19 protein-coding genes and 1 pseudogene are annotated in these 23,352 nt (G+C 63.0%); 10 read left to right on the top strand and 10 right to left on the bottom strand.

The features are described from left to right. Positions 1-29: 29 nt before the first annotated feature. Positions 30-1,157 carry an AAA family ATPase gene (locus tag P1T08_14855; protein ID MDF1597355.1) on the bottom strand — a complete coding sequence of 376 codons (1,128 nt, stop codon included), beginning with the start codon at positions 1,155-1,157 and terminating at the stop codon, positions 30-32. 174 nt (positions 1,158-1,331) lie between these two features. Here P1T08_14855 and P1T08_14850 point away from each other — a divergent pair, with 174 nt between their 5' ends. Together P1T08_14850 and P1T08_14845 are read left to right on the top strand one after the other, a co-directional pair. Continuing rightward, positions 1,332-1,850: a hypothetical protein gene (locus tag P1T08_14850; protein MDF1597354.1), complete on the top strand. Its 519-nt coding sequence runs from the start codon at positions 1,332-1,334 to the stop codon at positions 1,848-1,850. A gap of 58 nt (positions 1,851-1,908) precedes the next feature. Then, positions 1,909-2,706, top strand: coding sequence for an MBL fold metallo-hydrolase (locus tag P1T08_14845; protein MDF1597353.1), 798 nt, complete (start codon positions 1,909-1,911; stop codon positions 2,704-2,706). Between the two features lie 51 nt (positions 2,707-2,757). Here P1T08_14845 and P1T08_14840 read toward each other — a convergent pair whose 3' ends face one another. Next, positions 2,758-4,287 (bottom strand): nicotinate phosphoribosyltransferase, encoded by a 1,530-nt coding sequence (locus tag P1T08_14840; GenBank protein ID MDF1597352.1) that lies wholly within the window; start codon positions 4,285-4,287, stop codon positions 2,758-2,760. 36 nt (positions 4,288-4,323) lie between these two features. Here P1T08_14840 and P1T08_14835 point away from each other — a divergent pair, with 36 nt between their 5' ends. Continuing rightward, a complete protein-coding gene (locus tag P1T08_14835; GenBank protein ID MDF1597351.1) occupies positions 4,324-4,908 on the top strand; it encodes an isochorismatase family protein in 585 nt (194 codons plus the stop codon). Positions 4,909-5,051: 143 nt separating this feature from the next. On the opposite strand, the gene P1T08_14830 is transcribed toward P1T08_14835, so the two are convergent. From P1T08_14830 to P1T08_14815, 4 genes and pseudogenes are all read right to left on the bottom strand, one after another. Continuing rightward, positions 5,052-5,537, bottom strand: coding sequence for a hypothetical protein (locus P1T08_14830; GenBank protein ID MDF1597350.1), 486 nt, complete (start codon positions 5,535-5,537; stop codon positions 5,052-5,054). A gap of 86 nt (positions 5,538-5,623) precedes the next feature. Further along, complete coding sequence (locus P1T08_14825) at positions 5,624-6,832, bottom strand: acyl-CoA dehydrogenase family protein (GenBank protein MDF1597349.1); 1,209 nt, start codon at positions 6,830-6,832, stop codon at positions 5,624-5,626. A gap of 74 nt (positions 6,833-6,906) precedes the next feature. Then, the gene (locus P1T08_14820) at positions 6,907-7,812 is read right to left on the bottom strand and encodes an AEC family transporter (GenBank protein MDF1597348.1); all 906 of its coding nucleotides are present in this window, start codon (positions 7,810-7,812) and stop codon (positions 6,907-6,909) included. A 112-nt stretch (positions 7,813-7,924) separates the two neighbouring features. Next, positions 7,925-8,464, bottom strand: a pseudogene (locus P1T08_14815) (redoxin domain-containing protein). 188 nt (positions 8,465-8,652) lie between these two features. Between P1T08_14815 and P1T08_14810 the strand changes: the two are divergent. Continuing rightward, entirely contained in the window at positions 8,653-9,888 is a 1,236-nt protein-coding gene (locus P1T08_14810; protein MDF1597347.1) for an MFS transporter, read from the top strand. A 54-nt stretch (positions 9,889-9,942) separates the two neighbouring features. Here P1T08_14810 and P1T08_14805 read toward each other — a convergent pair whose 3' ends face one another. After that, a complete protein-coding gene (locus tag P1T08_14805) occupies positions 9,943-13,401 on the bottom strand; it encodes a 5'-nucleotidase C-terminal domain-containing protein (protein MDF1597346.1) in 3,459 nt (1,152 codons plus the stop codon). Positions 13,402-13,772: 371 nt separating this feature from the next. Between P1T08_14805 and rsgA the strand changes: the two genes are divergently transcribed. Together rsgA and amrS are read left to right on the top strand one after the other, a co-directional pair. After that, complete coding sequence (gene rsgA / locus P1T08_14800; GenBank protein ID MDF1597345.1) at positions 13,773-14,873, top strand: ribosome small subunit-dependent GTPase A; 1,101 nt, start codon at positions 13,773-13,775, stop codon at positions 14,871-14,873. 172 nt (positions 14,874-15,045) lie between these two features. Continuing rightward, positions 15,046-16,110: an AmmeMemoRadiSam system radical SAM enzyme gene (gene amrS / locus P1T08_14795; protein MDF1597344.1), complete on the top strand. Its 1,065-nt coding sequence runs from the start codon at positions 15,046-15,048 to the stop codon at positions 16,108-16,110. Between the two features lie 21 nt (positions 16,111-16,131). Here the strand turns inward: amrS and amrB are convergent, their stop codons facing one another. Continuing rightward, positions 16,132-16,920 (bottom strand): AmmeMemoRadiSam system protein B, encoded by a 789-nt coding sequence (gene amrB / locus P1T08_14790; GenBank protein MDF1597343.1) that lies wholly within the window; start codon positions 16,918-16,920, stop codon positions 16,132-16,134. Between the two features lie 40 nt (positions 16,921-16,960). On the opposite strand from amrB, the gene amrA reads away from it, so the two are divergent. Next, positions 16,961-17,482, top strand: a complete 522-nt coding sequence (amrA, locus tag P1T08_14785) for an AmmeMemoRadiSam system protein A (protein MDF1597342.1) — start codon at positions 16,961-16,963, stop codon at positions 17,480-17,482. Between the two features lie 18 nt (positions 17,483-17,500). After that, positions 17,501-18,130, top strand: coding sequence for an MBL fold metallo-hydrolase (locus P1T08_14780; protein ID MDF1597341.1), 630 nt, complete (start codon positions 17,501-17,503; stop codon positions 18,128-18,130). Between the two features lie 145 nt (positions 18,131-18,275). Here the strand turns inward: P1T08_14780 and asnS are convergent, their stop codons facing one another. Together asnS and P1T08_14770 are read right to left on the bottom strand one after the other, a co-directional pair. Continuing rightward, positions 18,276-19,670 carry an asparagine--tRNA ligase gene (gene asnS, locus P1T08_14775; GenBank protein ID MDF1597340.1) on the bottom strand — a complete coding sequence of 465 codons (1,395 nt, stop codon included), beginning with the start codon at positions 19,668-19,670 and terminating at the stop codon, positions 18,276-18,278. A gap of 193 nt (positions 19,671-19,863) precedes the next feature. Next, positions 19,864-21,657, bottom strand: coding sequence for a S8 family serine peptidase (locus tag P1T08_14770; GenBank protein ID MDF1597339.1), 1,794 nt, complete (start codon positions 21,655-21,657; stop codon positions 19,864-19,866). Positions 21,658-21,873: 216 nt separating this feature from the next. Here P1T08_14770 and P1T08_14765 point away from each other — a divergent pair, with 216 nt between their 5' ends. Both P1T08_14765 and rarD read left to right on the top strand, forming a co-directional pair. Next, on the top strand, positions 21,874-22,050 hold the full coding sequence (locus tag P1T08_14765) for a hypothetical protein (protein MDF1597338.1): 177 nt from the start codon (positions 21,874-21,876) through the stop codon (positions 22,048-22,050). Positions 22,051-22,122: 72 nt separating this feature from the next. Beyond that, entirely contained in the window at positions 22,123-23,010 is an 888-nt protein-coding gene (rarD, locus tag P1T08_14760) for an EamA family transporter RarD (protein MDF1597337.1), read from the top strand. Positions 23,011-23,352: the final 342 nt, after the last annotated feature.

Below are 23,352 nucleotides of genomic sequence, written 5' to 3'. Positions count from 1 at the left end.
TATCAGTGGTGGACCCGACCAGGAGGGGGTCAAAATTCGAGCGGTGATAAAGGGTCAGTATTCACCCGGTGGCGACATAGTCGCTCGAGAGAGGCCGGGGTATAGCCGAGTGTCGCCGCGGCCAGGTCATCGCGAGCTTCCCGATCGTCGAGTTCCGCAGCATGTGACTTCTTGTCGAGGAAATAGTCGATCAAGGCCAGGCGAGCGGTGCGGCTCGGAAGATCGAAGTGGAGTATCCGATCGAATCGACCGGGTCGCATCAGGGCCGGGTCGAGGGCTGCCGCCCGGTTGGTGGCGGCGATCAGCAGGATATTGGTGTATTCGGGCGCGTCCTTTTTCAGTTGGTTCTCGGGCGCGAGGTAACGATTGAGGAAGCCCGTGAAGACCCCCTTCACCTTCGACGAGAAGGGAGGAGTGTCGAAGCTCTGCATCTGGATCAGCAGTTCATTGACCATGCCGCCGGTTTCCTGGCTGATCCCCGTCTTGTTCACCGTGAGTGAGTGGGTGGCCCCCGATGCCGGGGAACTCACGCCGGACCGACTCAGCCCGATCGCATCGATCTCCTCGATGAAACCGATGGCGCCACCTTCGGCCCTGGCCGCCTTGCGGAGATCCTTGAAGAACTTCCGGATCTTTCGTGCCGTCATGCCGTACCACATGCTCTGGAACGCGGTAGCCGACACAAAGAGGAACGGAACTTCCGCTTCGGCCGCCATCGCTTTCGCCATATAGGTCTTCCCGGTACCGGGCGGCCCTTCGAAGAGAATGCCGCGTCTGGGGCTTCCCCCCATCTCATCGCGGAATCGCTTGTAGTCGAGGAGTACGTCGAGGGTGTGCCGAACCTCTGTCTTCAGGCGGTCGGCGCCGTGCACATCCGCGAACGAAACATCGATCTCCTCAGGTCGGAACGTGATGTGCGGGGATCGGGCGTTCACCAGCATGGGGGCGAGCAGGACAAACCCGAGCAGAACCACGAGCATGATCCCGGGCAGCCAGAAGGCCGCGTCCGGGCCGAGGTCCGGTACTCCCGGCCACGGCCTCTCCCCACTGAAGATCCGCCAGTACATCCACACGGTGATAGGCCCGAGAATGATGGCCAGCGTCCACAGGCGCCGCCTGCGATGACGTTCGCGTTTCAATGCAACTGTGCCCGCCACGGCCAGCCTCCCTTTTTGTTGCCTGGGTCCCACCATAGTCACTCAGAGTGGTCACCGCACTAGGAATCTATTGTCGCCGGCAAACGATCGTTTCGGCTGCCATCCCGGTAGGGACCCCGGGCAGTCACGAACTCACGGGCATCACCTGAGACGTCCGGCTACGTTGCTGGTGATATGACCGATCACACCGAATCCTACTTCGAGGAAGAGCAGCGATTCCCCGGCTGGATCACGTTGCTCGTGGTCCTAGCGGCCGGTTCTTCGATCCTCGCCTTCACCGTCGGCATCTACGTGCAACTCATCGGCGGGGAGCCGTGGGGGGAAACACCGATGTCTGACGGCGCACTGGCGATCGTGGGAGGCGCATTCGTCGTGTTCGGCCTAGGACTGATCTGGCTCTTTGCCTCGCTCAAGCTCATCACCGAAGTCCACGCGGACGCCCTCCACATCAGGTTTGCCCCGATGCGGACGAAGCGGATCACTTTTGACCGTATCGCGACGGCGGAGGTTCGAGCGTTCCGGCCGATTCGCGACTACGGGGGCTGGGGGGTGCGGTATGCCAGGGGCGTGAAAGCGTACCTGGCGAAGGGGACCGGGGGCGTCTACCTGACCATGCTCGACGGGCGGGACATCCTGGTTGGATCCCAGAGTCCGGACGAACTCGAAGCCGCCCTCCGTATCTGGATGCGATAGGCGGACCCCGTACCGGGCCCGGCCGGGTACGCTCGGTCTCTCATCGAGAGGGGATCGCGTGCCCACCATCCGACCGCTCACCCGCCGGGTGTTTCTTCGCCGGTTCGGGACGACGTCACTCGCCATCGCAGTACTGGGTCTCGGCGCCTGTTCAGATTCCGGAGAGACCGCCACCACCGGCGACCCGACGACGACAGACCAACCTCTTGAGCCGCCGACGACGCAACTGCCCGTCGCGTCGACGGCACCGGATGCTCCCACCACAGAGGCCGTCCGTTACCGGCGGGTGAACCTCGGTTTCGTCTCGGCCTACATCCTGATTCGCGCCGGATCGGCCGCCATCGTCGATACCGGTGTCGCCGGGAGCGCACCCGATATCGAAGATGGACTCACCGCCGTCGGGCTCGGCTGGGAAGACGTCGAGCATCTGATTCTCACCCACCGCCACAACGATCACATCGGCAGCGCCGAGGCGGTTCTGACGGCCGCGGCCTCCGCCACGTCCTATGCGGGTGAAGCGGACATCTCACAGATCCCGACGTCCCGGCCGATCGTTGCCGTCGGCGACGGTGACGAGGTGTTCGGTCTGCAGATCATCCACACGCCCGGCCACACCGATGGACACATCTCGGTCCTCGACCCGGCCGGCGGGGTGCTGGTTGCCGGGGATGCCCTCAACGGAGCGGCCGGCGGCGTGACCGGCGCCAATCCGGACTTCTCCTCAGACATGGTGACAGCCAACGAAACGGTCAGAAAGCTGGCCGGACTCACGTTCGATACGGTGCTGTTCGGGCACGGTGAGCCGGTCGAGGGCGGAGCCGGAACGCTGGTCGCCGCACTCGCCGCCGGGTTGTAACCCCCCGGCGGGGCCGCCGAATGAGACATCGAGAACCCGGCCGTCCCCGGCTCAGCGCGCCCGGTGCGCCTCGATCAGTGACTGCCTCAGCTCCAGCAGCGGCCTGGTGATCGACACGTGGTAGGTGTGCGGATTGACCAACCGACGCACACCGGTGTCCAAGCGTTCGAGGTCGGCAGCCCTGCGGCGACGTGCCTCGTGTATATCGCCCAGCCGCGCCACCACCCGACCCCGCTCCACGATCTGCGCGAGCAGCGGTTCGATGGCCGAGATTTGCGCATCGTCGAGTATCCGCCCGACTCCGGGCCGCATCGGATGCAGGATCTCCAGGGGACGCCCGTTCAGGTCCTCGTCTCCCGTGGCGATGACGTCGGCAGTGGCGATGCCGCGCTCGTCGTATACCCTCCACAAGGACTTCACACCGGGCAGTGCCAGCTTGTCCGGCGAGTCGGAGATCTTGATGGCGGGTTTCCAAACGCCGTTGTCGTCTTCGATTGCCACGGCCTTGTATACACCGTCAAAACTGGGATCGCCGTCGGAAGTGGCCATCCGCGATCCCACTCCGTAGACGAGGCGGGCGAGCATCTGATCGACATCGAGCCCGTAGCGGGGAGCCTCCTCGGCGACCTGATTTCGGATCTGCCAGATCGTGAGTTCGTCCAGCTGGCTCGACAGCACGATCGAGGTGTCCGCGAATCCTGCCGCGTTCAGCATGGCGGCGGAGCGGACGGCTAGATGGGCGAGGTCACCCGAGTCAAGTCGTATTCCCACCGGTCGATGACCGCCCGCTTTCAGCTTCTCGAACACGCGAATCGCGTTGGGTACACCGGACTCGAGCGTATTGATCGTATCTACCAGCAGCAAGCAATCGTCCGGATACACATCGGCGTAGGCCTGAAACGCTTCCAGCTCTCCCCCGGCGATCGCCATGAACACCTGCACCATTGAATGACCGTGGGTCCCCTTCGAGGGAATACCCAGCTCGTGAGAGATCCCGACGTTGGACGAGAAGTCGGCACCGCCGATCAGCGCCGACCGCGAAGCACCGATCCCTCCGAACCCATGTGCACGGCGAAGACCGAACTCCAACACCGATCCACCGTGGGCAGCCTCAACCACCCGTGATGCCTTGGTGGCGATCAGCGCCGCGTAGTTGAGGTGGTTGAGCAATGACGACTCGAGAAGCTGGGCGACCACCAGCGGCGCTTCAACAACTGCGATCGGGGTATTCCGATGCACAACCCGGCCTTCCGGCACTGCCCACAACGAGACATCTCCGAATCCTCCGACGCCGCGCATCCAGTCGAGGAAGCCGGCGGCAAAAAGGGGCCCTCCATCGCCCGAACGGAGCGCACCGAGCGCTCCCGCAGCCTCGTCGTCGAACGCGGCCTGCTGCATCCAATCGACGAATGGAGCCAGACCGGCGGCGATCGCGTACCCGGCCTGGTGGGTCCCGTAATCCGGGTATGCCCGAAACGAATGCTCGAATCGGGCCTGGCGGTCGGCCAGCCCCGTCCGGAAATAGAGCTGCGCCATCGTGAGCTGATAGTGGTCGGTGAAGAGAATGCCGGTGGTCAACACGCGGCGCACTGTACACGTTGAACGTAGGCTGGAACCATGCACACGTTTGAATCCACCACTGCCTTGATCGTCGTCGACATGCAGAACGATTTCGCCGATCCGGACGGGAGCTTGTTCGTGAGCGGCGGAGAGGAGATCGTGAGTGCCATCAACCACGAGATCATCCGGGCGGCGGCCGCCGGTGCCTACGTGGTCTACACCCAGGATTGGCACCCCGCCTCAACCCCCCATTTTCAGAAGGACGGCGGGATCTGGCCGGTGCACTGCGTCGGTGAATCGTGGGGAGCTGAACTGCACCCGCGTCTCATCGTGGCCGGACCGACCGTCCGCAAGGGCGCGAACGGTGAGGACGGCTACTCGGGATTCACGATGCGCGACCCGGAAACGGGTACCGAGACACCGACGGAGCTCACCGGACTTCTCCATCAAAACGATATTGTGTCGGCCGTCGTCGTCGGTCTCGCCCTCGACTACTGCGTCGGCGCCACGGCTCTCGACGCCACCGCAGCCGGGTTCCGTACCAGGGTGCCGTTGGGTTACACGGCTGCCGTCGAACTGACCAGCGGAGACGGTGAGCGAATGGTTGCAGCACTTCACGGAGCGGGCGTCGAGGTCGGTTGAGCTACTCGCCGTCGATGGTCTCCCCAAAGGATGGGGAGGGTCGACCAGGTGACGGTCTGTACGGTTCAGAGCCGACCAGAGGCCCCAAAACGAAGTTGCCGGCTCTTCGACGAGCCGGCAACCTGAGTCTCCGTTGCTTTGAGTTACTCGCTGCTGCGTAGCCCGCTCAGGCCTCCGGCAACCACCAATACCGTGCCGACGATCAGGATGAAGAATCCGATCCCCGTGCCGACCGTGTATGCCTCGGGGATCATGCCCCCACTGGCAGCTTGTGCGAAACCGGCCTGAAGGGTGTCTGCCTCATCACCTGCCTCGAGGAACTTCACTACCGCATAGGCCAGCAGAGCTGCGCCGAGCACAGCCACGGTCAATGAAGAGGTTCGATCCATGGCTGCAGCCCTGGCACCGTAGAACGCCAGCGCGACGACAGTGATAATGATGATCACCACCACGATCTGGGCCCATGTGTCGAGACCGCCCCAGATCGTCGGGATGCCGTCGGGGAACCCCGGATCGGCCTGGTTCAAGGCGGGCAAGAGGCTCTCACCGTCGGTGGTGAGCGCCTTCAGGAAAAGACCGATGATGCCAATGATCACCCCGGTCAAAGCGAACAATCTGCCTGTATGCATGCTGCACTCCCTCTCGTCTGCGTCTCGGCTACGGTCGATGCTAGGGATTTCTGAGCAAGGTCGCCGGTATAGACAGCGATCTCTGGTCAGCCCCGGAGGTCGACGTCGCCGTATTTGGCAAACTCGGCACGCGCTACCACGTTGCGGTGTACCTCGTCGGCCCCGTCGTAGATCCGTCCGGCCCGCTCGTGGCGATACCAGAACGCCAGAGGCGTGTAGTCGGTCATACCGAGGCCACCATGCACCTGGATGGCCCGATCGACCACGCGTTGGAGGGTATTGGCGACGAAGAACTTGATCGTGGAGATCTCCGTGCGTGCGGCTTTGTTTCCGACCGTTTCGAGTTTGTGGGCGGCGTCGAGCACCAGCAGGCGAGCGGCATTGGTTTCTGCCCGGCTGTCGGCGATCCAGTGCTGTACGACCTGTCGCGTTGCCAGCGGCCGTCCCGGCGCCAGTTCTCGATCGATGGCATGACGCGACATCAACTCGATGGCGCGCTCGCAGATCCCTATCCACCGCATCGTGTGATGAATCCGACCGGGGCCGAGCCGTGCCTGGGCCAGAACAAATCCTTCGCCTTCACCGGCGATACGGTTCGAGATCGGGACCCGGCAGTCATTGAACGACACCTCGGCGTGGCTCGACCAGCCGTGCCCGACGTCGCCCATCACTGGTGTATTCCTGACCCGTTTGAAACCGGGGTTTTCGGTCGGGACGATGATCATGCTCGCCCGCCGGTAGCGCTCGGCGTCCGGATTGGTTACCGCCATCACGACGGTGAATGCCGCGCCGTCGGCGCTGCTAGAGAACCACTTATCGCCGTTGATGATGTACTCATCGCCGTCCCGGACGGCCGTCGTGGACATCCAGGTGGGGTTCGAGCCGGCGTGCCCGGGCTCCGTCATCGAGAAAGCACTCCGGATCCGTCCGGCCACCAGCGGCTCGAGCCACTGTTCCTTCTGGGCATCGCTGCCGTACCCGAGCAGAAGCTCCATATTGCCGACGTCGGGAGCCTGTGCGTTGCAGGCGTAATGGCCGAGAGGAGTGCGGCCCAGCTCCTCGCTGAGATGGGCAAACTCGACGAGCGACATTCCGGCACCACCGACCTCTTCCGGCAGGGCGGGCGCCCACATTCCCATCGCCTCTGCCTTGGCTCGCGCCTTCGCAATCCCGGGAGCGAGGTCTTCGGGTGTGCCCGTGAGGAAGGCCTCTTCGAGCGGAATGACCTCCTGATCGATGAACTCCCGGGCCGTGCGCAGCAGATCGGACAATGAGGACGAAATCGAGAAAGTCATGACCTGCATCCTAGGAGGGCAACCCGTGGGGCGCCCCTCAGACCCCCGGAGGTAATCGACTCACGTGAGATCCGTCAGACGAAGAGCAGCAAAACGGTGAGAGTCACCGCGCTGGCCAGGGTGGTGAACAACACGGTGGTAGTCACCAGATCCGGAACCAGGTCGTGCTCGATGGCGATGATCGACGTGAACACGGCGGCCGGCATCGCCGACTGAACAATGGTCACGCCGGCGTCAGCCCCATCGAGTCCGAACCCCGCCACGAGCAAAGCTGTCACGGCCGGCGCCAGGAGAAGGCGAAGGCCCGACCCGAGCATCACATCTCGATTGACCTGAGGTCGACCCATGGCGGCCAGTTGGACACCGAGCGTCATGAGCATCACGGGGATCATTGCGTTGGCCAGCAGACCGATCGAACGGTCGGCGAACAGGGGCAGATCCACGTCACCGACGTTGACGAGCACTGCCGGCAGGGCAACGAGCAGTGCCGGAGTGCGCAGGCCCATTGCCACGGCCCGGAGCGGGCTCAACCGGTGCCAGGTTGCGGCGGTGACTCCGATGAAAAAGGCAAGCGCATTGACGGTGAGAAAGGCGATGCCGGCGAGTGGAAGCGCCTCTTCTCCGAAAGCGAAGGTGATGATCGGCAGGCCGAAGTTGCCCACATTCCCGTAGACCGCAACGAGGATCAAAGCGGCAGTCACCTTGGCGGGCCGGCCTAGTGCTCTACCTACTGCCAGAGCTGCGAGTCCTCCAACCAGTGTTGTGATCGTGAGCGTGCCGACCACCCGCAGCACCACATCCGCCTCGAGGTCGGCCTTCGAGAGGATCTCAAAGATGAAGGCCGGTGCCAGCACGTAGTAGGCCGCCCGGGCCAGCGACCTGGCATCGATCTCCAGGCGCGGACCCAGAAAGTAGCCGACCCCGACGATGAGGAACACCGGGACCAGCGTGTCTATGAAGATCGGGCCGAGATCGCGCATCCGGCGGGAGGCTAGCGAGGCAGCAGCAGATCTGAGTTCTAGGTCTTGACCTGAGCCATGACCCCGGTAGAACCTAAAACGTGGAACCTAGAACCGGGGCCGAAGGCCCCTCTTACTCTTTGCCCCTCAGCTCCTTTACCAGCTCGATGTACCGGTCCATCTGGGCGATGTAGATCGCGGCATCCTCCGCTACCCCGGGATGGCGCAGCTTCATGGCCGTCACGGCGAATTTCGCTCCCCGGAAGTACGGCTCCATGGCATGCAGCGGCATGGCCCTCGGGCCGGGCTCTGCCGGCCCCGCCTGGATCATCTCAGGCGTGGTCGGTGGCAACCCCAGGTCCTGAAGTGTGGCCACCACCCCCTCTTCAGCCGCCCGATCCGCGAAATCGTCGCTCACTTCGCCGAAGACGAGTTCCCGGTTCGGCGTCACGATGAAGATCGATGGTCGGGCGATTTCGCGCGGATCCTTAGGATCGGCAACGCCGTACGGCTCGATCGCCAGCGACCGATCGGGGTCGCTGAGAATCGGGAAGGGCAATTGCAGCTTCTCGATCATGGCGGCGTTCTGCGGAGGTGAATCGACCGTGACGACTACGACCCGGCCACCGGCGCTCGTGATCTCCCCGTACCGATTGGACAAGCTGACCAGCTGTCCGTTGCAGTACGGTCACCAGTCGCCTCGGAGGAAGACCACCACCCGGGCCGTATCGAGGTGTTCGGAAAGCGCCCACGTTTGGCCCGCCTGGTCGAGCAGGGTGAAGTCTGCGCCTTGAATTGGGTCTCCTCCCGGTTGGGCAGCACCATAGCGTTTCGGCTGCCGCCACGCCCGGTAAGGTCGCCATGATGACCGGGCGACAAGCAGGCGAAATCAATCGGACCAGGTTCACCGTCCTGATGGCAGCGGCGATGGCTGCTGCGACCTTTGCCGGACCAGCCTTCGCCGTCCTGGCCAGGTTCATCATCGACGACCTATCGCTCACCCGGGCTGAGTTCGGCTGGATCGTGGCAGCGTTCTCGGTGGTCGGCGCAATCGCTTCGCCGAGTATCGGGCGACTGACCGACCGGATCGGAGGTCGCAGGACACTGACGGGAATCTTCGTCATCAGCGGGGTGGGCCTTCTGGCAGTAGCGGTCGCACCATCTTTTCTCTGGCTAGTCGCAGCAGGGATTCTGACCGGTACCGGCCAGGCTTCCGCGAACCCGGGCACCAACAAGCTCATTTCGGTTCACATCCCCCTGGGTCGCAGAGGGGCGGTGACGGGAGTCAAGCAATCGGGTGTCCAGGTTGGAGTATTCCTGGCCGGCATGCTGCTGCCGGCCGGGGCGCTCGCCTGGGGATGGCGCACCACGATGGCGATCGCCGCCGGCATCTCGCTCCTCATGCTCGGCGGGATCCGTCTGATCGTCCCTCCGGATCCGGCCCACGATCCGGCCCGGCAGACCCCGTCGCGCGTGGTGTGGTCGGCGCCGGTGCTGTGGCTGACTGCTTTCGGATTCCTCATGGGACTCGCCGGAGGGGCAGTCAACACCTACATCCCTTTGTACGGCGAGGAGGAGATTGGCCTCTCGGTGGCGGTGGCCGGGTCGGTCGCCGGCCTCGCAGGGTTGGTCGCCTTCTTCTCGCGGATCCTGTGGGCCCGTCACAGCGAACGAACGTCCGACTACATCAGATCATTGATCCAGATAGCCGGCCTGTCGGTCGTGTTTGCCGGCGCGCTCCTGGCCGCCCCGAAGGGTGGCGCGTGGCTGTTGTGGGTGGGTGCCCTGGGTCTCAGTGCCTCAGCGACCGCATGGAACGCGGTGGGAATGCTGGCCGTGATGGAAATGGCCGGTCATGAGCGGTCCGGCGGGGCCTCGGGTGTGGTGCTGTTCGGGTTCCTGGCCGGCCTCGGCCTCGGGCCACCGATTCTCGGCTGGTCGGTCGACCGGCAGGGTTCCTACGGATCGGGCCTGTGGGGCGCGTTGCTCACCTTTGGAGTCGCCACCCTGCTGGCCCTCCTCTGGCAACACAAAACCCGTTCTCGCGCGGGATTCCCACCGTATAGGGGGGGATCCCCGCGCGAAAACGGGGATTAAGGAGGAGCCCCGCCGGGGCGGGGCTCCTCGCCCATTACCCGTGATCCCGTCGGGTCACGGTGTCGTGAACACCAGCCTCCCTTCGATCGCAGGCGCGATCGGCCCGACTTGAGCGTTCACATAATTGATCACCGAGTCACGCACATACAACTGGGTGTCGTAGGCGATCTGATCGAGTGGCCAAATCGTGTCGCCGGCGTTGTTGAAATTGCACGATCCCGCAGCCACGTAATTGACCGTCGACACCAGATAGAAGGTTCCGGCATCGGAGAGATCGACGGGATTGCCATCGATGCTCAACGACAGGACGTTATTGCCATCCGGTGGCGTACCTGCGCCTGGATCGTTGTAGGTGATCACGTTGCCGGCATCCGTGGTCAGCATGCAGGTTGTGTAGTGCGAATAGCCGCCGTAGCCGGGATCGTACTTGTAGAACCAGTAGTTCCGGTAGCCCCGCTCGAGGACCTCCTTGATCTGCGGGCCGTTCATCGAGAGCACCACGAGAGAGTTCTCATACGGCATCAGGTTGAACATGTCGCCCTTGGTCAAGGTTGCCGGTGTGGTCGGCGTTGCTCCGTCGGCCACCTTGCGGTTCGACATCGCGCCGGAAAGGTGGAGGTCCGGTGTGACTCCTTCCTTGTCGGACAGCTCCCAGATCGCTGCGTCCGCCTGCAGATTGGCGCCGTTGGTCTCTTGGGTGTACGCCTGGAGTGCATCGATCGGGACTTCCGTCTGTCCGATGACCGTAGCGTTGTACGCATCGATCTCAGCCAAGAACGGCTCCAGATATGCGCTCAATCCGGGTTCGGGCGTCGCCTCACTGGTCGGAATCAGGAACCCCTCGCGGAGGACAATCTCGTCGCCGACGAAGCCGACATTGACCTGCCCCAGGTATCCGGCGTAGCGCCGGGCCTGAGCGATCAGCGTTCCGTCGGGATTCGCCCCGGAAGACACCATAACCGCCGGGTTGATCAACGAGTGGCTGTGCCCTCCTATGAGCACGTCAACACCGGATACCTGCTCGGCGATCTTCAGGTCGCTGTCGACCTCATCGCCGTACGGTGTGTAACCAACGTGGGTCAACCCAACCAGAAGGTCGGGCATTTCGTTCGTCTGGATATTCGCGATCAGTCCTGGTAGGTCAATCGCGTCCGGATTGTCCTGGTCTGTCGGATAGAAGGTCAGACCTGGAATATTGGTCGGTAGTTCGTACCGGTATACCCGCGGGTTTGTGAGCCCGAAGATGGTCACTTTCTTGCCGTTGACGACCAGGTTGATGTAGTCATCAACGTGGTCGTTGATGAACCCGTACGATCCGTCGTCGTCCAGATTGACCGTGCCCAGGATCGGGAAGTCGACCTGGCCCAACATGGTTGCGAAGGTCGCCGGTCCGAAATTGAACTCATGATTGCCCAACGTCATGACGTCGTAATTGAGGAAGTTCAAACCTCCGGCGATCGGATTGTCGAGTCGATCCTTGAAGAAGTAGGCGAACGAATTCCCCTGAAACGTGTCCCCTGCCTCCAGCAGAAGTACGTTCGGATTGTGCGCCCGTTCCTTCTTGATCAGATCGGCCAGATAGGCGAAACCACCGCCGTAGGAGTCGGCCGCCCAACTGCCGTGCGTGTCGTTGGTGTGCAGCATCGTGACGACGTCGTCGAGACGGATGATCCGATCCATCGGGACGTCCTCGGCGTCGATGACACCATCGCCTAGGGTCCCCAGGTACTCCACCAGACCCTGCTGCATGTCGTAGTAGGTATCCCACCGATTGATGCCGGCTGCAAAGGTCGTCCAACCGTCCTGACCACCGGCCAGGAAGTTGTTGGTCACCACCCGGTAGACCGTGTCCCGCTCGAGCGGGGCACCGTCGATTTCGACTCCGTACGCGCCCCAGGCCGTCGGCGTGTTGCACCCGCAATCGTTGTACCAGTACCAGCCGGCACCCGACGTCTGCAGAATTCCCTTATACAGGTTGGCCGACTGGTCGAGCAGAGTCTGGATCTGCGCTCCGGTCAGGTCCATCATGTACAGGGTGTTGCCAAACGGCAGCACGTCGAAAGTGTTGCCCCAGGTGACCGTGAAGGGGTACGTCCCCCCTGGGTTCACGATGTCCGCCCGCAAACCACCGGGATTGGTGAACGCTATATCCACCGAACCGTTGACCTCGCCGTCGTCGTACTCGTCGGCCTTCCACAGCATGGAATCGGTGACGATGTCTCCGATGAGCGATTCGCCGTTGTAGTCACGGGTCAGGTCGATGTTGGATTCGATAACGGGTTGATTGACAATCGGCGCGACTACGTCGGCCCAGTAGGCCACTCTGGCGGCCACGTCTAGGTCTGTGTTGGCAAGTATCCAACTCGCATCGGCGAGCAACGAGTCTGCCGCCTCCGCGCTGATGGCCTTCCCGCGTTGCGCGGTCACCTCGTTGATGAATGCCTTCAGGAGATTGCCTGCAACTCTTCCGTTGTCACGGGTGAGGGCGGTCTGTGCATTTCCGAGTTTCTTGAGCAGGCTGTTGAGCACGCCCTTGCCGATGATCTCGCCGTCGTCATAGAGGCCCTGGACCGAGGCCATGAGCTTCGAAACGGAGGATTCCTCGAGGATCGTATGGAGCTGATAGGAATCGACCGTCAGCTTCTTGGTGGCGGTGTTGATGGATACGTCCACCTGGCCCAACCACCGCCCGTAGTAACCGGCGGACACGATGGCCGTCTCACCAACGTACACAGGCGCATCCAGTCTTTGGTGCTGGTGGCCGCCGATCATCAGGTCGACCGGCTTGCCGGCGTCGATGAGTTCCTGGGCCACAGTCGTGAGGCCCTTGTACGGTCCGCTATCTGCAGTGCCCATGTGCACCAGCACAACCATGGCGTCGGCTTGCGCCATCACCTCGTCGTAGTAGTACTCGATCGTTTCAGTCAGATCTTTGAAGACCAGACCAGCCGTGGTACCCAGCAGCGTTACCTCAGGTGTCTCCTCGCCGGCCAGGCCGAGGATGCCGAGCGTGATCCCGCCGACTTCGAGCAGCTCGTACGGCTGAGCCCATTCCGGAAGATCCCAATCCGTGCTTGCCAGCACGACGTTGGCACCCAACCAGGGGAAATCAGACTGGGCGACTCGGTCGGCCAACTCGAGTTGACCTTTGTCGAACTCGTGGTTGCCGAATGTAGCGACGTCATATCCCAACATGTTGTAGACATCGATAGTGCTCTCCCCCATCAGGAGTTGGGAGATTGCCGGCGCCGCAAAGTACACATCTCCGGCGTCCAGCAAAGCAACGTTGCCGGCTCCAACATCCGCCCTGATGCTGTTGACGACACCGGCGATGTTGGCCGAGCCGCCCCGGCCGCTCGAGTCGGCCTCGAGTCGACCGTGAAAGTCGTTTGTATGCAGCAGCGTGATCTCAACGTCATGACCAGCCGGAACCGCAGGCGGTTTGGCCAGCGCGGCGGTCGGGATGAACATGGCCACGATCACGGCCACAATCAGCAGCTTGCCCCTTCTCATTTGCATGACTCCTTCAGGTTCCTCCCCGTCGGGTCAATGCAGAAGAGATCGACCGCGCGGCGCGTGCCGAGCGGACAGCCCCTTCCAAACCCCACGATGCGCCTATCGAAGCCGCGATACCAGAGGCGAAAGACCGCGCGCGGAGCCCGTAGTCCCGGAGCGCCAACGATGAACGGACTAGTCAATGACCCCTTTCGGCGGCCGGGCGGCTCCGATATGCTGCCGGAATCACGAGCGAGAAAGGAGAACCCAATGAGAACCACCCCCGCCCCACTGCTGCACAACGTTCACCGGGTGCTCCACTCGCCCGTCGCCGTCTGAACGGCGCGTCTTTCTTGTCGGAGTACCCTCATTCCCAGGAGTACGAACACATGCAATCATCGCCGCCCCACACATCCGCCGGCGACCCCCTCGTCCGGCTCGGCTGGAACGAAGCGATCGCAGCCCTCTACCGCGAATTCGATGGACCAGACCGTCTCCCGGGCCGGGTGTTGCGCGTGGACCGTGGCAGCTCATTGGTGGCCATCCGGCGCGGAACAACCAGGGTGCCGATGTCCCGCGACGAAACCCCTTCCGGCGCCGAATCCGGAACTCCGATCACCGGCGATTGGGTCGTAGTCCGCCCGGATCCGGACGAGGGTGAGGTCGTCGAGGCAATCCTTCCGCGCCGCACGGCGATCCTTCGGAGCGACCCATCGGCCGGGGATGGGCGTCCGACCGTTCAGGTTCTGGCAGCCAATCTCGATCGGGTCGGCATCGTCCACGGACTCGATCGGCCGGTCCAACCCGGGCGAATCGAACGGTTCCTGGTGATTGCATGGGAGAGCGGAGCGCGGCCGCTCCTGGTGCTCACCAAGCTGGACCTCGTCGAACGCAACTATGTGGACGACACCGTTTTCGAACTCGAGGAACTCGCCCCCGGTGTCGAAGTGCTGCCCGTCAGCAACGTCACAGGTGAAGGCATTGACCGGCTCGACTCGCTGATCGGGCCGGGGACCACCGTGGCGCTCATCGGTGCTTCCGGGACCGGGAAGTCGAGTCTCGTCAATCGACTGGCCGGTGACGAGGTTCAATCCACGGGAGATACCCGGCGTGGAGACGGCAAAGGCAAACACACGACGACGTCCAGGGATCTGATCCCCCTGGCGAGCGGAGGTGTGTTGATCGACACGCCCGGCTTGCGTGAGGTCGGTGTCTGGGGCTCCCGACAAGGGCTCGCGAGTGCATTTGACGACATCACCTCCCTTGCCGCCTCCTGCAGATTCCGCGACTGCCGGCACACCAACGAGCCCGACTGCGCAGTCAGAGAGGCGGTGGAGTCCGGTCGGCTCGAGGAACGGCGGCTGGATAGCTACCGCGACCTCGACGGTGAACTCGGCCGGCTGGAACGTCAGACCGCCAAACGAAGCACGCGCGAGTCGGCGCGCCGGCCAACAGTGGCGCCCCCCGATATCTCCGACGAGGACTGGTAGAGGCCACCGGCGACGATTCGAGTGCGAGCACCTCGGCGACCACCTCCCGAGAACCGGGCGGGTGAAGCAGAAGAGCGCGAATCGTGTTCACGGGCGTCCGGCCACATTTTGCGCGACACTGAGACGTACGAGAGGAGGTGGACCCATCACCCCCACGGAACGAGAAGCGAACGTGCAGACGAAGTACTGGCACGCGCTCGAGGACGGACGCGTGCAATGCGACCTCTGCCCGCGTTTCTGCAAACTGCGAGAAGGGCAGCGGGGTCTCTGCTACGTGCGAGCCAGGGACCACGACCGGATCGTGCTCACGACCTATGGACGTTCTTCGGGATTCTGCGTAGATCCGATCGAGAAGAAGCCCCTCAACCACTTCCTGCCCGGCACACCCGTGCTCTCGTTCGGCACGGCCGGATGCAACCTGGCCTGCCGCTTCTGTCAGAACTGGGACATCTCCAAGGCAAAGCACAATGACGTGCTGGCCGATGAGGCATCACCTGAAAGGATCGCCGAGGTGGCGGCCGACCTCGACTGCCGGAGCGTTGCGTTCACCTATAACGATCCGGTCATCTTCCACGAGTACGCGATCGACGTGGCGGAGGCCTGCCGGGAGCGGAGCATCAAGACCGTGGCGGTCACGGCCGGCTACGTCAATCCCGCCCCGCGCCGGGAGTTCTACGACCACATGGATGCCGCCAACATCGACCTCAAGGCGTTCACGGAGGATTTCTATCATCGAACCTGCGCCGGAAGCCTGGCGCCGGTCCTCGACACGCTCAGTTACGTTCGTCACGAGACCGATGTCTGGTTCGAAATCACCACGCTCCTGATCCCCGATCTCAACGATTCGGAGGCGGAGCTCAATGAGATGACTCGTTGGATCGTTGCGAATCTCGGCTCCGACATCCCCCATCACTTCACTGCCTTTCATCCCGACTTCAAGATGATGGACCGCCCGTCGACGCCGGCCCCGACGCTGACTAGGGCGAGGGCGATTGCCATCGACAACGGAGAGCAATACGTCTACACCGGCAACGTCCACGACCCGAGCGGCCAAGCCACCCGGTGCCACCAGTGTGGATCGGTGCTCATCGAGCGTGACTGGTACAAGCTGGGTGCGTGGAACCTCGACGAGCAGGGGCGGTGCGATAGGTGCGGGACCGCCTGCTCCGGAGTGTTTGAACCGACGCCGGGATCGTGGGGATCGCGGCGTCTACCAGTCCGCCTCAGTGCCCGCTGAGATCCGGCCCACACCGGATCGTCAGGCCGGGCCGAGCGCGAAGGCGCCGTAGCCAACGACACGATCGGGCGATCCGGCGGTGTCGCACGACGTACGGAGGTCGAGGAGTTCGCAACCCCACCCGCGATCGGCGGCGACCCGCAGCACTCCTCGCACCGCCGTCCTTCCGCAGGCGCTGAACCGATCGAGTTCGGATTCGCGCAGATCGACGATGGTCTGAGCAGTAACCCGGTCGAGGCGTTGGGCCGTTTCGTGGTCGTGGTAGTGCGACAAATCGGAACTCACCACGATGAACAGACCGGCGTCAAGCATGGTGGAGACGGCCCGGGCGGCCGGCCCGGGATCCTCGTCGCCGGTGAGGAGCGGCGCAACGGTGAAGTCCTCCAACAGCACCTGGAGAAACGGAAGCTGCACCTCCAACGAGTGTTCGCGCAGGTGAGCCAGTTCGGAGCGGTGCGCAAGCGCACCGTCGACAAGTTCGCCAAGGACAGAGTCGGCCGGGATCGTTCCCAGCGGCGTCGCCATTGCCCCATGTGCCGGGGCCGCCAGTCCTGCGAAACCCACGAAATGGGAGGGTCCGATGAGCCCGATTCGCGCCGGAAGCTCCCGGCCCAGCAGCCTGTAGGCGACGGCTGCAACCGGCCCCGAGTAAATGTGGCCGGCGTGCGGCACGATCACCATTCGCGGCGAGACTCCGGGCTCGACTGGATGGGCTGCCCGCAGCATGTCCCGGACCGCGTTGCGGAGACGATCCTCGGTGCCGCGATAGAAGCTCCCTGCCACTGCCGGCGGCCGCACCGTCATCTCCATACACTCACCCTACGCCGCCACCCTGTGGCATGATTCAAAGATGGCACATCCGCTCGTCGAGGTGGCCCGGAACGCGATCAGAACTCATGTCGCCGGGGAAACGAGAACTGCGCCCACCGTCGAAACAGACCGGGCACCGTGGGGTGTATTCGTCTCTTTGCACAAACCGTCGATCAGCGGAGTCGATGGCGAACTCAGAGGGTGCATCGGCCGGCTCGATCTCAGGCCGGGGTCGCTGGCGAAGGAAGTCGCCGGGGCGGCAGTCTCATCGGCAACCGCCGATCCCAGGTTTCCGCCGCTGCGCCGTGACGAGGTGGAGGATCTCGACGTGACGGTGTACCTGCTCGATCCACCGGAGGCTGTCGACGGTCCCCAAGATCTCGACCCGGAGACGTACGGCGTCATCGTCACCGGACGCGGCGGACGGCGCGGACTTCTATTACCCGCCATTCCGGGTATCGATAGCCCGGAACGACAGCTGGAGCTCGCCACTCGCAAAGCGGGACTGAGTCCGGGAAGCAAGGTCACGATCGAGCGTTTCACGGCCGAAATCCTCAACTAGCAAGTAGGGTCGCAACTCATGACCACCATTCGACGCCTCACCGACTCTTGCCTCACCGTCACGACGGACGCAGGCACGACTCTGTTCGACCCCGGTTTCCACACGTTCGACACTGGAGAGTTCGATCTCAAATCGCTCGGCGACATTCAGCGGGTCCTGATCACCCATGAACACGGCGACCACGTGAAGCCCGAGTTCTTGGCTTGGCTCATAGACCGCGGCACCGACGTCACCATGTATTCCAATCAGGCCGTGGCCGACTTGCTGGCCCCCCACGAGATAGCGGTGATAACCGAAGACCCGACCGGCGTCAGTCATGAAGATGTCCTTCATGAGACCACTCCGATGGGAACAGCACCACCAAATCGGGCGTTTACGGTGGCCGGTGTTCTCACGCACCCTGGAGACAGCTACCAACTCACCACTTCGGCACCGGTTCTGGCATTGCCGCTGCTCATCCCTTGGGGTTCCACGACTGCGTCGATGGAGTTCGCCCGACGACTTGCCCCTCGGCAGGCGATCCCAATCCATGACTTCTACCTGAGCGAACTAGGACGCAGCTGGATCAACGGCATGGCAAAGAACGTTTTGGCCAAATCCGGTATCGAGTTCGTACCGCTCTCCTGGGGAGAGAGCTTCAGCCTCTAGAAGACGAAGCGCCGGTATCCGTTATCGCGACCTCAGGTTCTGAGTTCTGGGTTGTAGGTTCTGATTCTCCGGTCCCTGTCAGCTCGGAGACACGCAGAACCTAGAACTCATGACCTAGAACCAGTCGCAGCTTGCTGCGACGTCCTCAGAACCCAATACTCCTCGGCGTCCGCGGAAACGGGATCACGTCGCGGATGTTCTGCATGCCGGTGGTGAACTGCACGACCCGTTCGAGTCCGAGGCCAAATCCGGCGTGGGGCGCACTCCCGAAGCGCCGCAGGTCCAGGTACCACCAGTAGTGATCCCGATCCATCCCTTTGATCTCCATGCTCTCGGCCAGCATATCCAGACGTTCCTCGCGCTGGCTGCCGCCGACGATCTCGCCGATCTGCGGCACCAGCACGTCCATCGCCGCCACCGTCTTGCCGTCGTCGTTGCGTCGCATATAGAAGGCCTTGAAATCGAATGGGAAGTCGGTGACGATGACCGGCTTCTCGATTGCGACTTCCGTGAGGTAGCGCTCGTGCTCGGATTGGAGGTCCGCTCCCCATTCGGCGGGGAACTCGAACGTCTCGCCGGAAGCGGTGAGGATGTCGACCGCCTCGGTGTAGGTGATACGTTCGAAGTCGCCCTCCACGACGCCGGCCAGCGTGTCCAGCAGTCCTTCATGAACCCACTTGTTGAAGAACTCGAGGTCGTCGCCGCAGTGATCGAGCACGTATCGCACGAGATACTTCACGTAATCCTCGGCCAGGTCGGAGTTGTCGGTGAGGTCGGCAAACGCCATTTCCGGTTCGATCATCCAGAACTCGGCCAGGTGCCGGCGAGTGTTGGAGTTCTCAGCTCGAAACGTGGGGCCGAACGTGTAGACCCGATCGAGGGCCAGGGCGTACGCCTCGGCGTTGAGCTGACCGCTCACCGCCAGGAAGGCCGGCCGGCCGAAGAAATCTTGTGAGTAATCAACAGCTCCCCCATCAGCCCTCGGCGGTTCAGCCGGATTGAAGTTCGTCACCCGGAACATCTCGCCGGCGCCCTCGGCATCACTGGCGGTGATCAGCGGCGTGTGTACATAGAGGAAATCGCGCTCCTGGAAGAACCGGTGCGTGGCATATGACAGGGCGTTGCGAACCCGCGCCACCGCCCCGATCGTGTTCGTGCGGGGCCGTAGGTGAGCGATCTCACGCAGGTGCTCGAACGACACCCGCTTCTTCTGCAGCGGATAATCATCCGGATCGGCGAATCCAAAGACCTCGACCTCCGTGGCTTTCACCTCCACGCTCTGCCCCTGGCCGGGAGATTCGGTCAACACTCCGGTGATCCGCGCCGCCGAACCGATCGTCAGTCGCAGAACATCCGCCTCGTAGTTGGGCAACTCGCCGTCGGCGATGATCTGCAAGCCGTCGAAGCTGGACCCGTCGTGTAACTCGACGAACGAGAACCCTCCCTTGGAGTCACGGCGCGTGCGAACCCAACCGGCAACGGTCACCTCTATACCGAAGTCCGTGCGCCCGAGCACGTGCTTGATGAGTTGCCGTTGCATGTACGACTCCCGTTCGAATGGTCTCCACCGGCGGGCACGATCTTACGGCAAGGGCTTGCGCGCAGCGAGATCAACAGGGAGGTGGGAGCGCGGCGGCAGAAGGCAAGACGCAATGGGCAATAGGCACTGCCGGACTTAGAAACGCGGAGAAGCCCCCGGGGAGGTGCCGGGGGCTTCCATCGTTACGACTGACTTACAGGAACCCGGGGCGGGCCGAGTCCCAGCTCACTCCGTGCCACACGTTGCCACTCCAGGAGAGGCCGCTCCAGGAGAGACCGGACCACGAGAGACCCGACCATGACAGGCCCGACCAGGTCGCATCACTCCACAGCCGGCTGCTCCACGAGAGACCACTCCACGAAAGACCGGACCACGACAAGCCGCTCCACGAGAGACCGGACCATGACAGGCCGGACCACGACAGGCCCGTCCATTGAGATCCGTTCCAACTGCCTCCCGACCAGGAAAAGCCGGCGGCCGAAGCCTGCGCCCATGTCTGGCCGTCCCACGGCATACCGAAGATGTCCTGCTCTCCCACCAGTGGGGCGCCCTGGTCGTAGATGCGGCTCGATCCTCTGGCTGATTCGAGAGAACCGGTCCCGGTCGACGGCTGGAAGCTCTGCACCGCGATTGGGTTCGATTTGCCCAGCACCTTGTCCAGCGTCGGTACGCCGGCGCCCTGACAGAGGCTCGAAGCCTTCTTGAGGTTGAGAGTCGAGCCCATCAACAGTGCCTTCACCTGATCCGGCGTGGCGCCGGGACGCTCATCGAGAATGAGAGCGGCCATCCCCGACACAATCGCCGCCGACTGGCTCGTGCCGGAACCGAGGAACAACCGGCTTCCCACTCGTGCCTTCGGGAAGTCGGTGTCGGCAGTGGAACCCGGGCTCCGTAGGCTGACGATCGATTGGCCGGGAACGACCAGATCGACGTGCCGTTGTTGGGTCCCGCAGTTGGAGAAGTCCATCACACTCGAGAGCGCGGCCCTGGACTTGGCGCTCTCAGATGATCCGACCGCGATGACAAATGGATCGGCGGCCGGGTTCCGCAAGCGGGCACTGTTTCCGTCGTTGCCGGAAGCGACCACCACCACGATGCCGGCGTTCCAGGCCTGCTCGACCGCGAACGCAATCGGGTCGAGGGTGTAGCTCTGGGTGCTGTCTGTGCCGAATGAGAGGTTGAGCACCCGTATGTTCATCCCGTTGTCGGTGCGGTGCTGAACGACCCAGTCGATGGCAGCCAGGATCTGTGAAACATCGGTGGCGCCATGGGCATCGGCCACCTTCAGACTGACGATACGCGACCCCGGCGCCACCCCGAGAAACGACGAGGTGTTGGATTTAGTAATCGCGGCGCCGGTGTCTCGCCCGGCGATGATGCCGGCCATGTGGGTGCCGTGGCCGAACGTGTCCAGGTAGCGAAGGTTGTCGGCCTGTGATTCGAACGACAGGTCGGGACCGTTTACGACCTTGCCGGGTTGAAGCAGGCCCTCGACCGGGACTACCCCTGAGTCGATCAACGCGATGTCGATGCCTGCACCCGTATATCCCGTATTCCAATAATCGGTCGCCTTGATGATCGATTCCGCCACCCGGTACATCGATCCATCGAAGGTGTTCGGGTTATAGGCACCAAGGCTCGAGGCATCGCCCCACCCGGCGTTGGTCAACTGGATTGAATCATTCAACGTGACGTTTGAGACCGACCGATTGGTTCTGAGGGAGGAGACAGAGGCGGCCGGCAATTGAGCTGAGAAGCCGTTGATGATCGGGAGGTCGGTCAGGACGGTGCCGCCCAGCATCTCGACGAGCTGTTCAACCGAACCATCGGCACCGCTCGTCTTCTCAACAATCACCTGGAGCAACGGCGAATCATCCGCCGAAGAAGGCATCGGAGTGACCAGCGCGGCGATCATCGCCACCACGAGCAGCACCGCCAGATACCAGCGGCGCGTTCCTTCCCACTTGACCGAACGAGCTTCGTTCACTCTCAGACCTCCCAGATCTATGGATTGGATATCGGGAAGTCGGCAGAAAACCCGCGGGTTGTTGCGCGCACACACATGATGACTAGTTATCAAGGAGTTGGCGGGAAGGCGAGCTACACGCAATTGGCACTTGGCAATTGGCACCCGGACTCCTTAGCGAAATGCGAATTTCGTATCCCTCTCGATGAGTAGTCACAGAACGCAGACGTCGTTCTGATGGGCCTGCGCGCCACCGCGCAAGGAGACGAAGCTGACTATGCCCGTCGCATCGAGGAACTCGCCGATGGTCTCCCGTCCGTCCTATTCATCCGCTCGGCCGGGACGTTCAGGGGCCGCCTCCTGGGCGAACAGCCGGCTGAGGTCAACGGCCGCAATCTGAACGGCGACGACTGACCCCCAGGATTTCTCCGCAATACTGTGGCGCGTGACGCGCCATTGCATTGCGGAGAAAATGGATTTGTGCGTATGAACCGGGGCATGGCGCTCGGCGTCTCGGCATACCTGCTCTGGGGAATCCTCCCGATCTACTGGAAAGCTCTCGAGACGGTCGGCGCAGTCGAAATCCTCGCCCATCGGATCGTCTGGTCTATGGTGCTGCTCACCGCCCTGGTCGGCATCCGCCGGTCCTGGCCGCAGATCCGTAGTCTCAACCGCCGGTCGGTGATCCGGCTGCTCATCGCCGGCGCATTGCTCACCGTCAATTGGGCGACGTATATCTGGGCCGTCAACAACGGCCACATCGTCGAAGCCAGCCTTGGGTACTTCATCAATCCCCTTTTGAACGTGGCGCTGGGCGTGATGATCCTGCGGGAGCGTCTCGATCCCGCTCAGTGGTTGGCGATCGGAGTGGCCGCAGCCGGCGTCGTCTACATGACGATCACGGTCGGTTCGGTTCCGTGGATCGCCCTCGTGCTGGCCACCAGTTTCGCTCTGTATGCGTTCCTGAAGAAGCAGATGTTGGCGCTCGGCCCCTTCGAGAGCCTGACCGTTGAGATTGCGCTGGTGCTGATCCCGGCACTGGCATTCCTGGTCGTCCTGGCCGTCAGAGGATCGAGTTCGTTCGGCGTTGCGGGGACTCGCACCACGGTTCTCTTGCTGCTGGCCGGATTGGCGACGGCCCTCCCGTTGCTGCTGTTCGGAGCAGCCGCCACCCGGATTCCGCTTTCGACCATCGGCATCCTGCAGTACATCGCTCCGACCATGCAGTTCCTGATCGGTGTGTTCGTGTACGACGAGGTCGTCGGCAGGGATCGCCTGATCGGCTTCGTGCTGGTGTGGATCGCGCTGGCGATCTACACGGGCAGCGGATTGGCGCGACGGCGGCGAATGGTGACGCAGCCCCTGGCCGCCTAGACGATCACGACGCCGATCTGCGGACTCTTTGGCGACGTTGGTTCCGGCCCCAATCGCGACACCCGGCTCGGCTACCAGCAGAGCCTATCTCTCCATCGCGGAGGGCGATCCCTGAACTGCACGGGGCCGCGCCTCTCCCTCACCGCCAACCAGTCCGACGATCATCAGCTTCACCACGCTCTCCCGATGATGGCGGTCCCGTTCACGGCGGGTACGGCTCGAATCCCTCCCGTTCCTGTGCATCCCGAACAAAAACGACGATTGCCTCGAGGTCGGCGTCCGAAACGCCTTCGATCGGCGGCATCGGACCAAACGACCAGTGATGGGCTGCAACACCGCGCC

Source organism: Acidimicrobiia bacterium (genome assembly GCA_029210695.1).
In the GTDB taxonomy this organism is placed as follows: Bacteria; Actinomycetota; Acidimicrobiia; order Spongiisociales; family JAHEDJ01; genus JAHEDJ01.
Note: the sequence above shows the minus strand (reverse complement) of the source record. Positions and strands in the feature narration are given on the sequence as shown.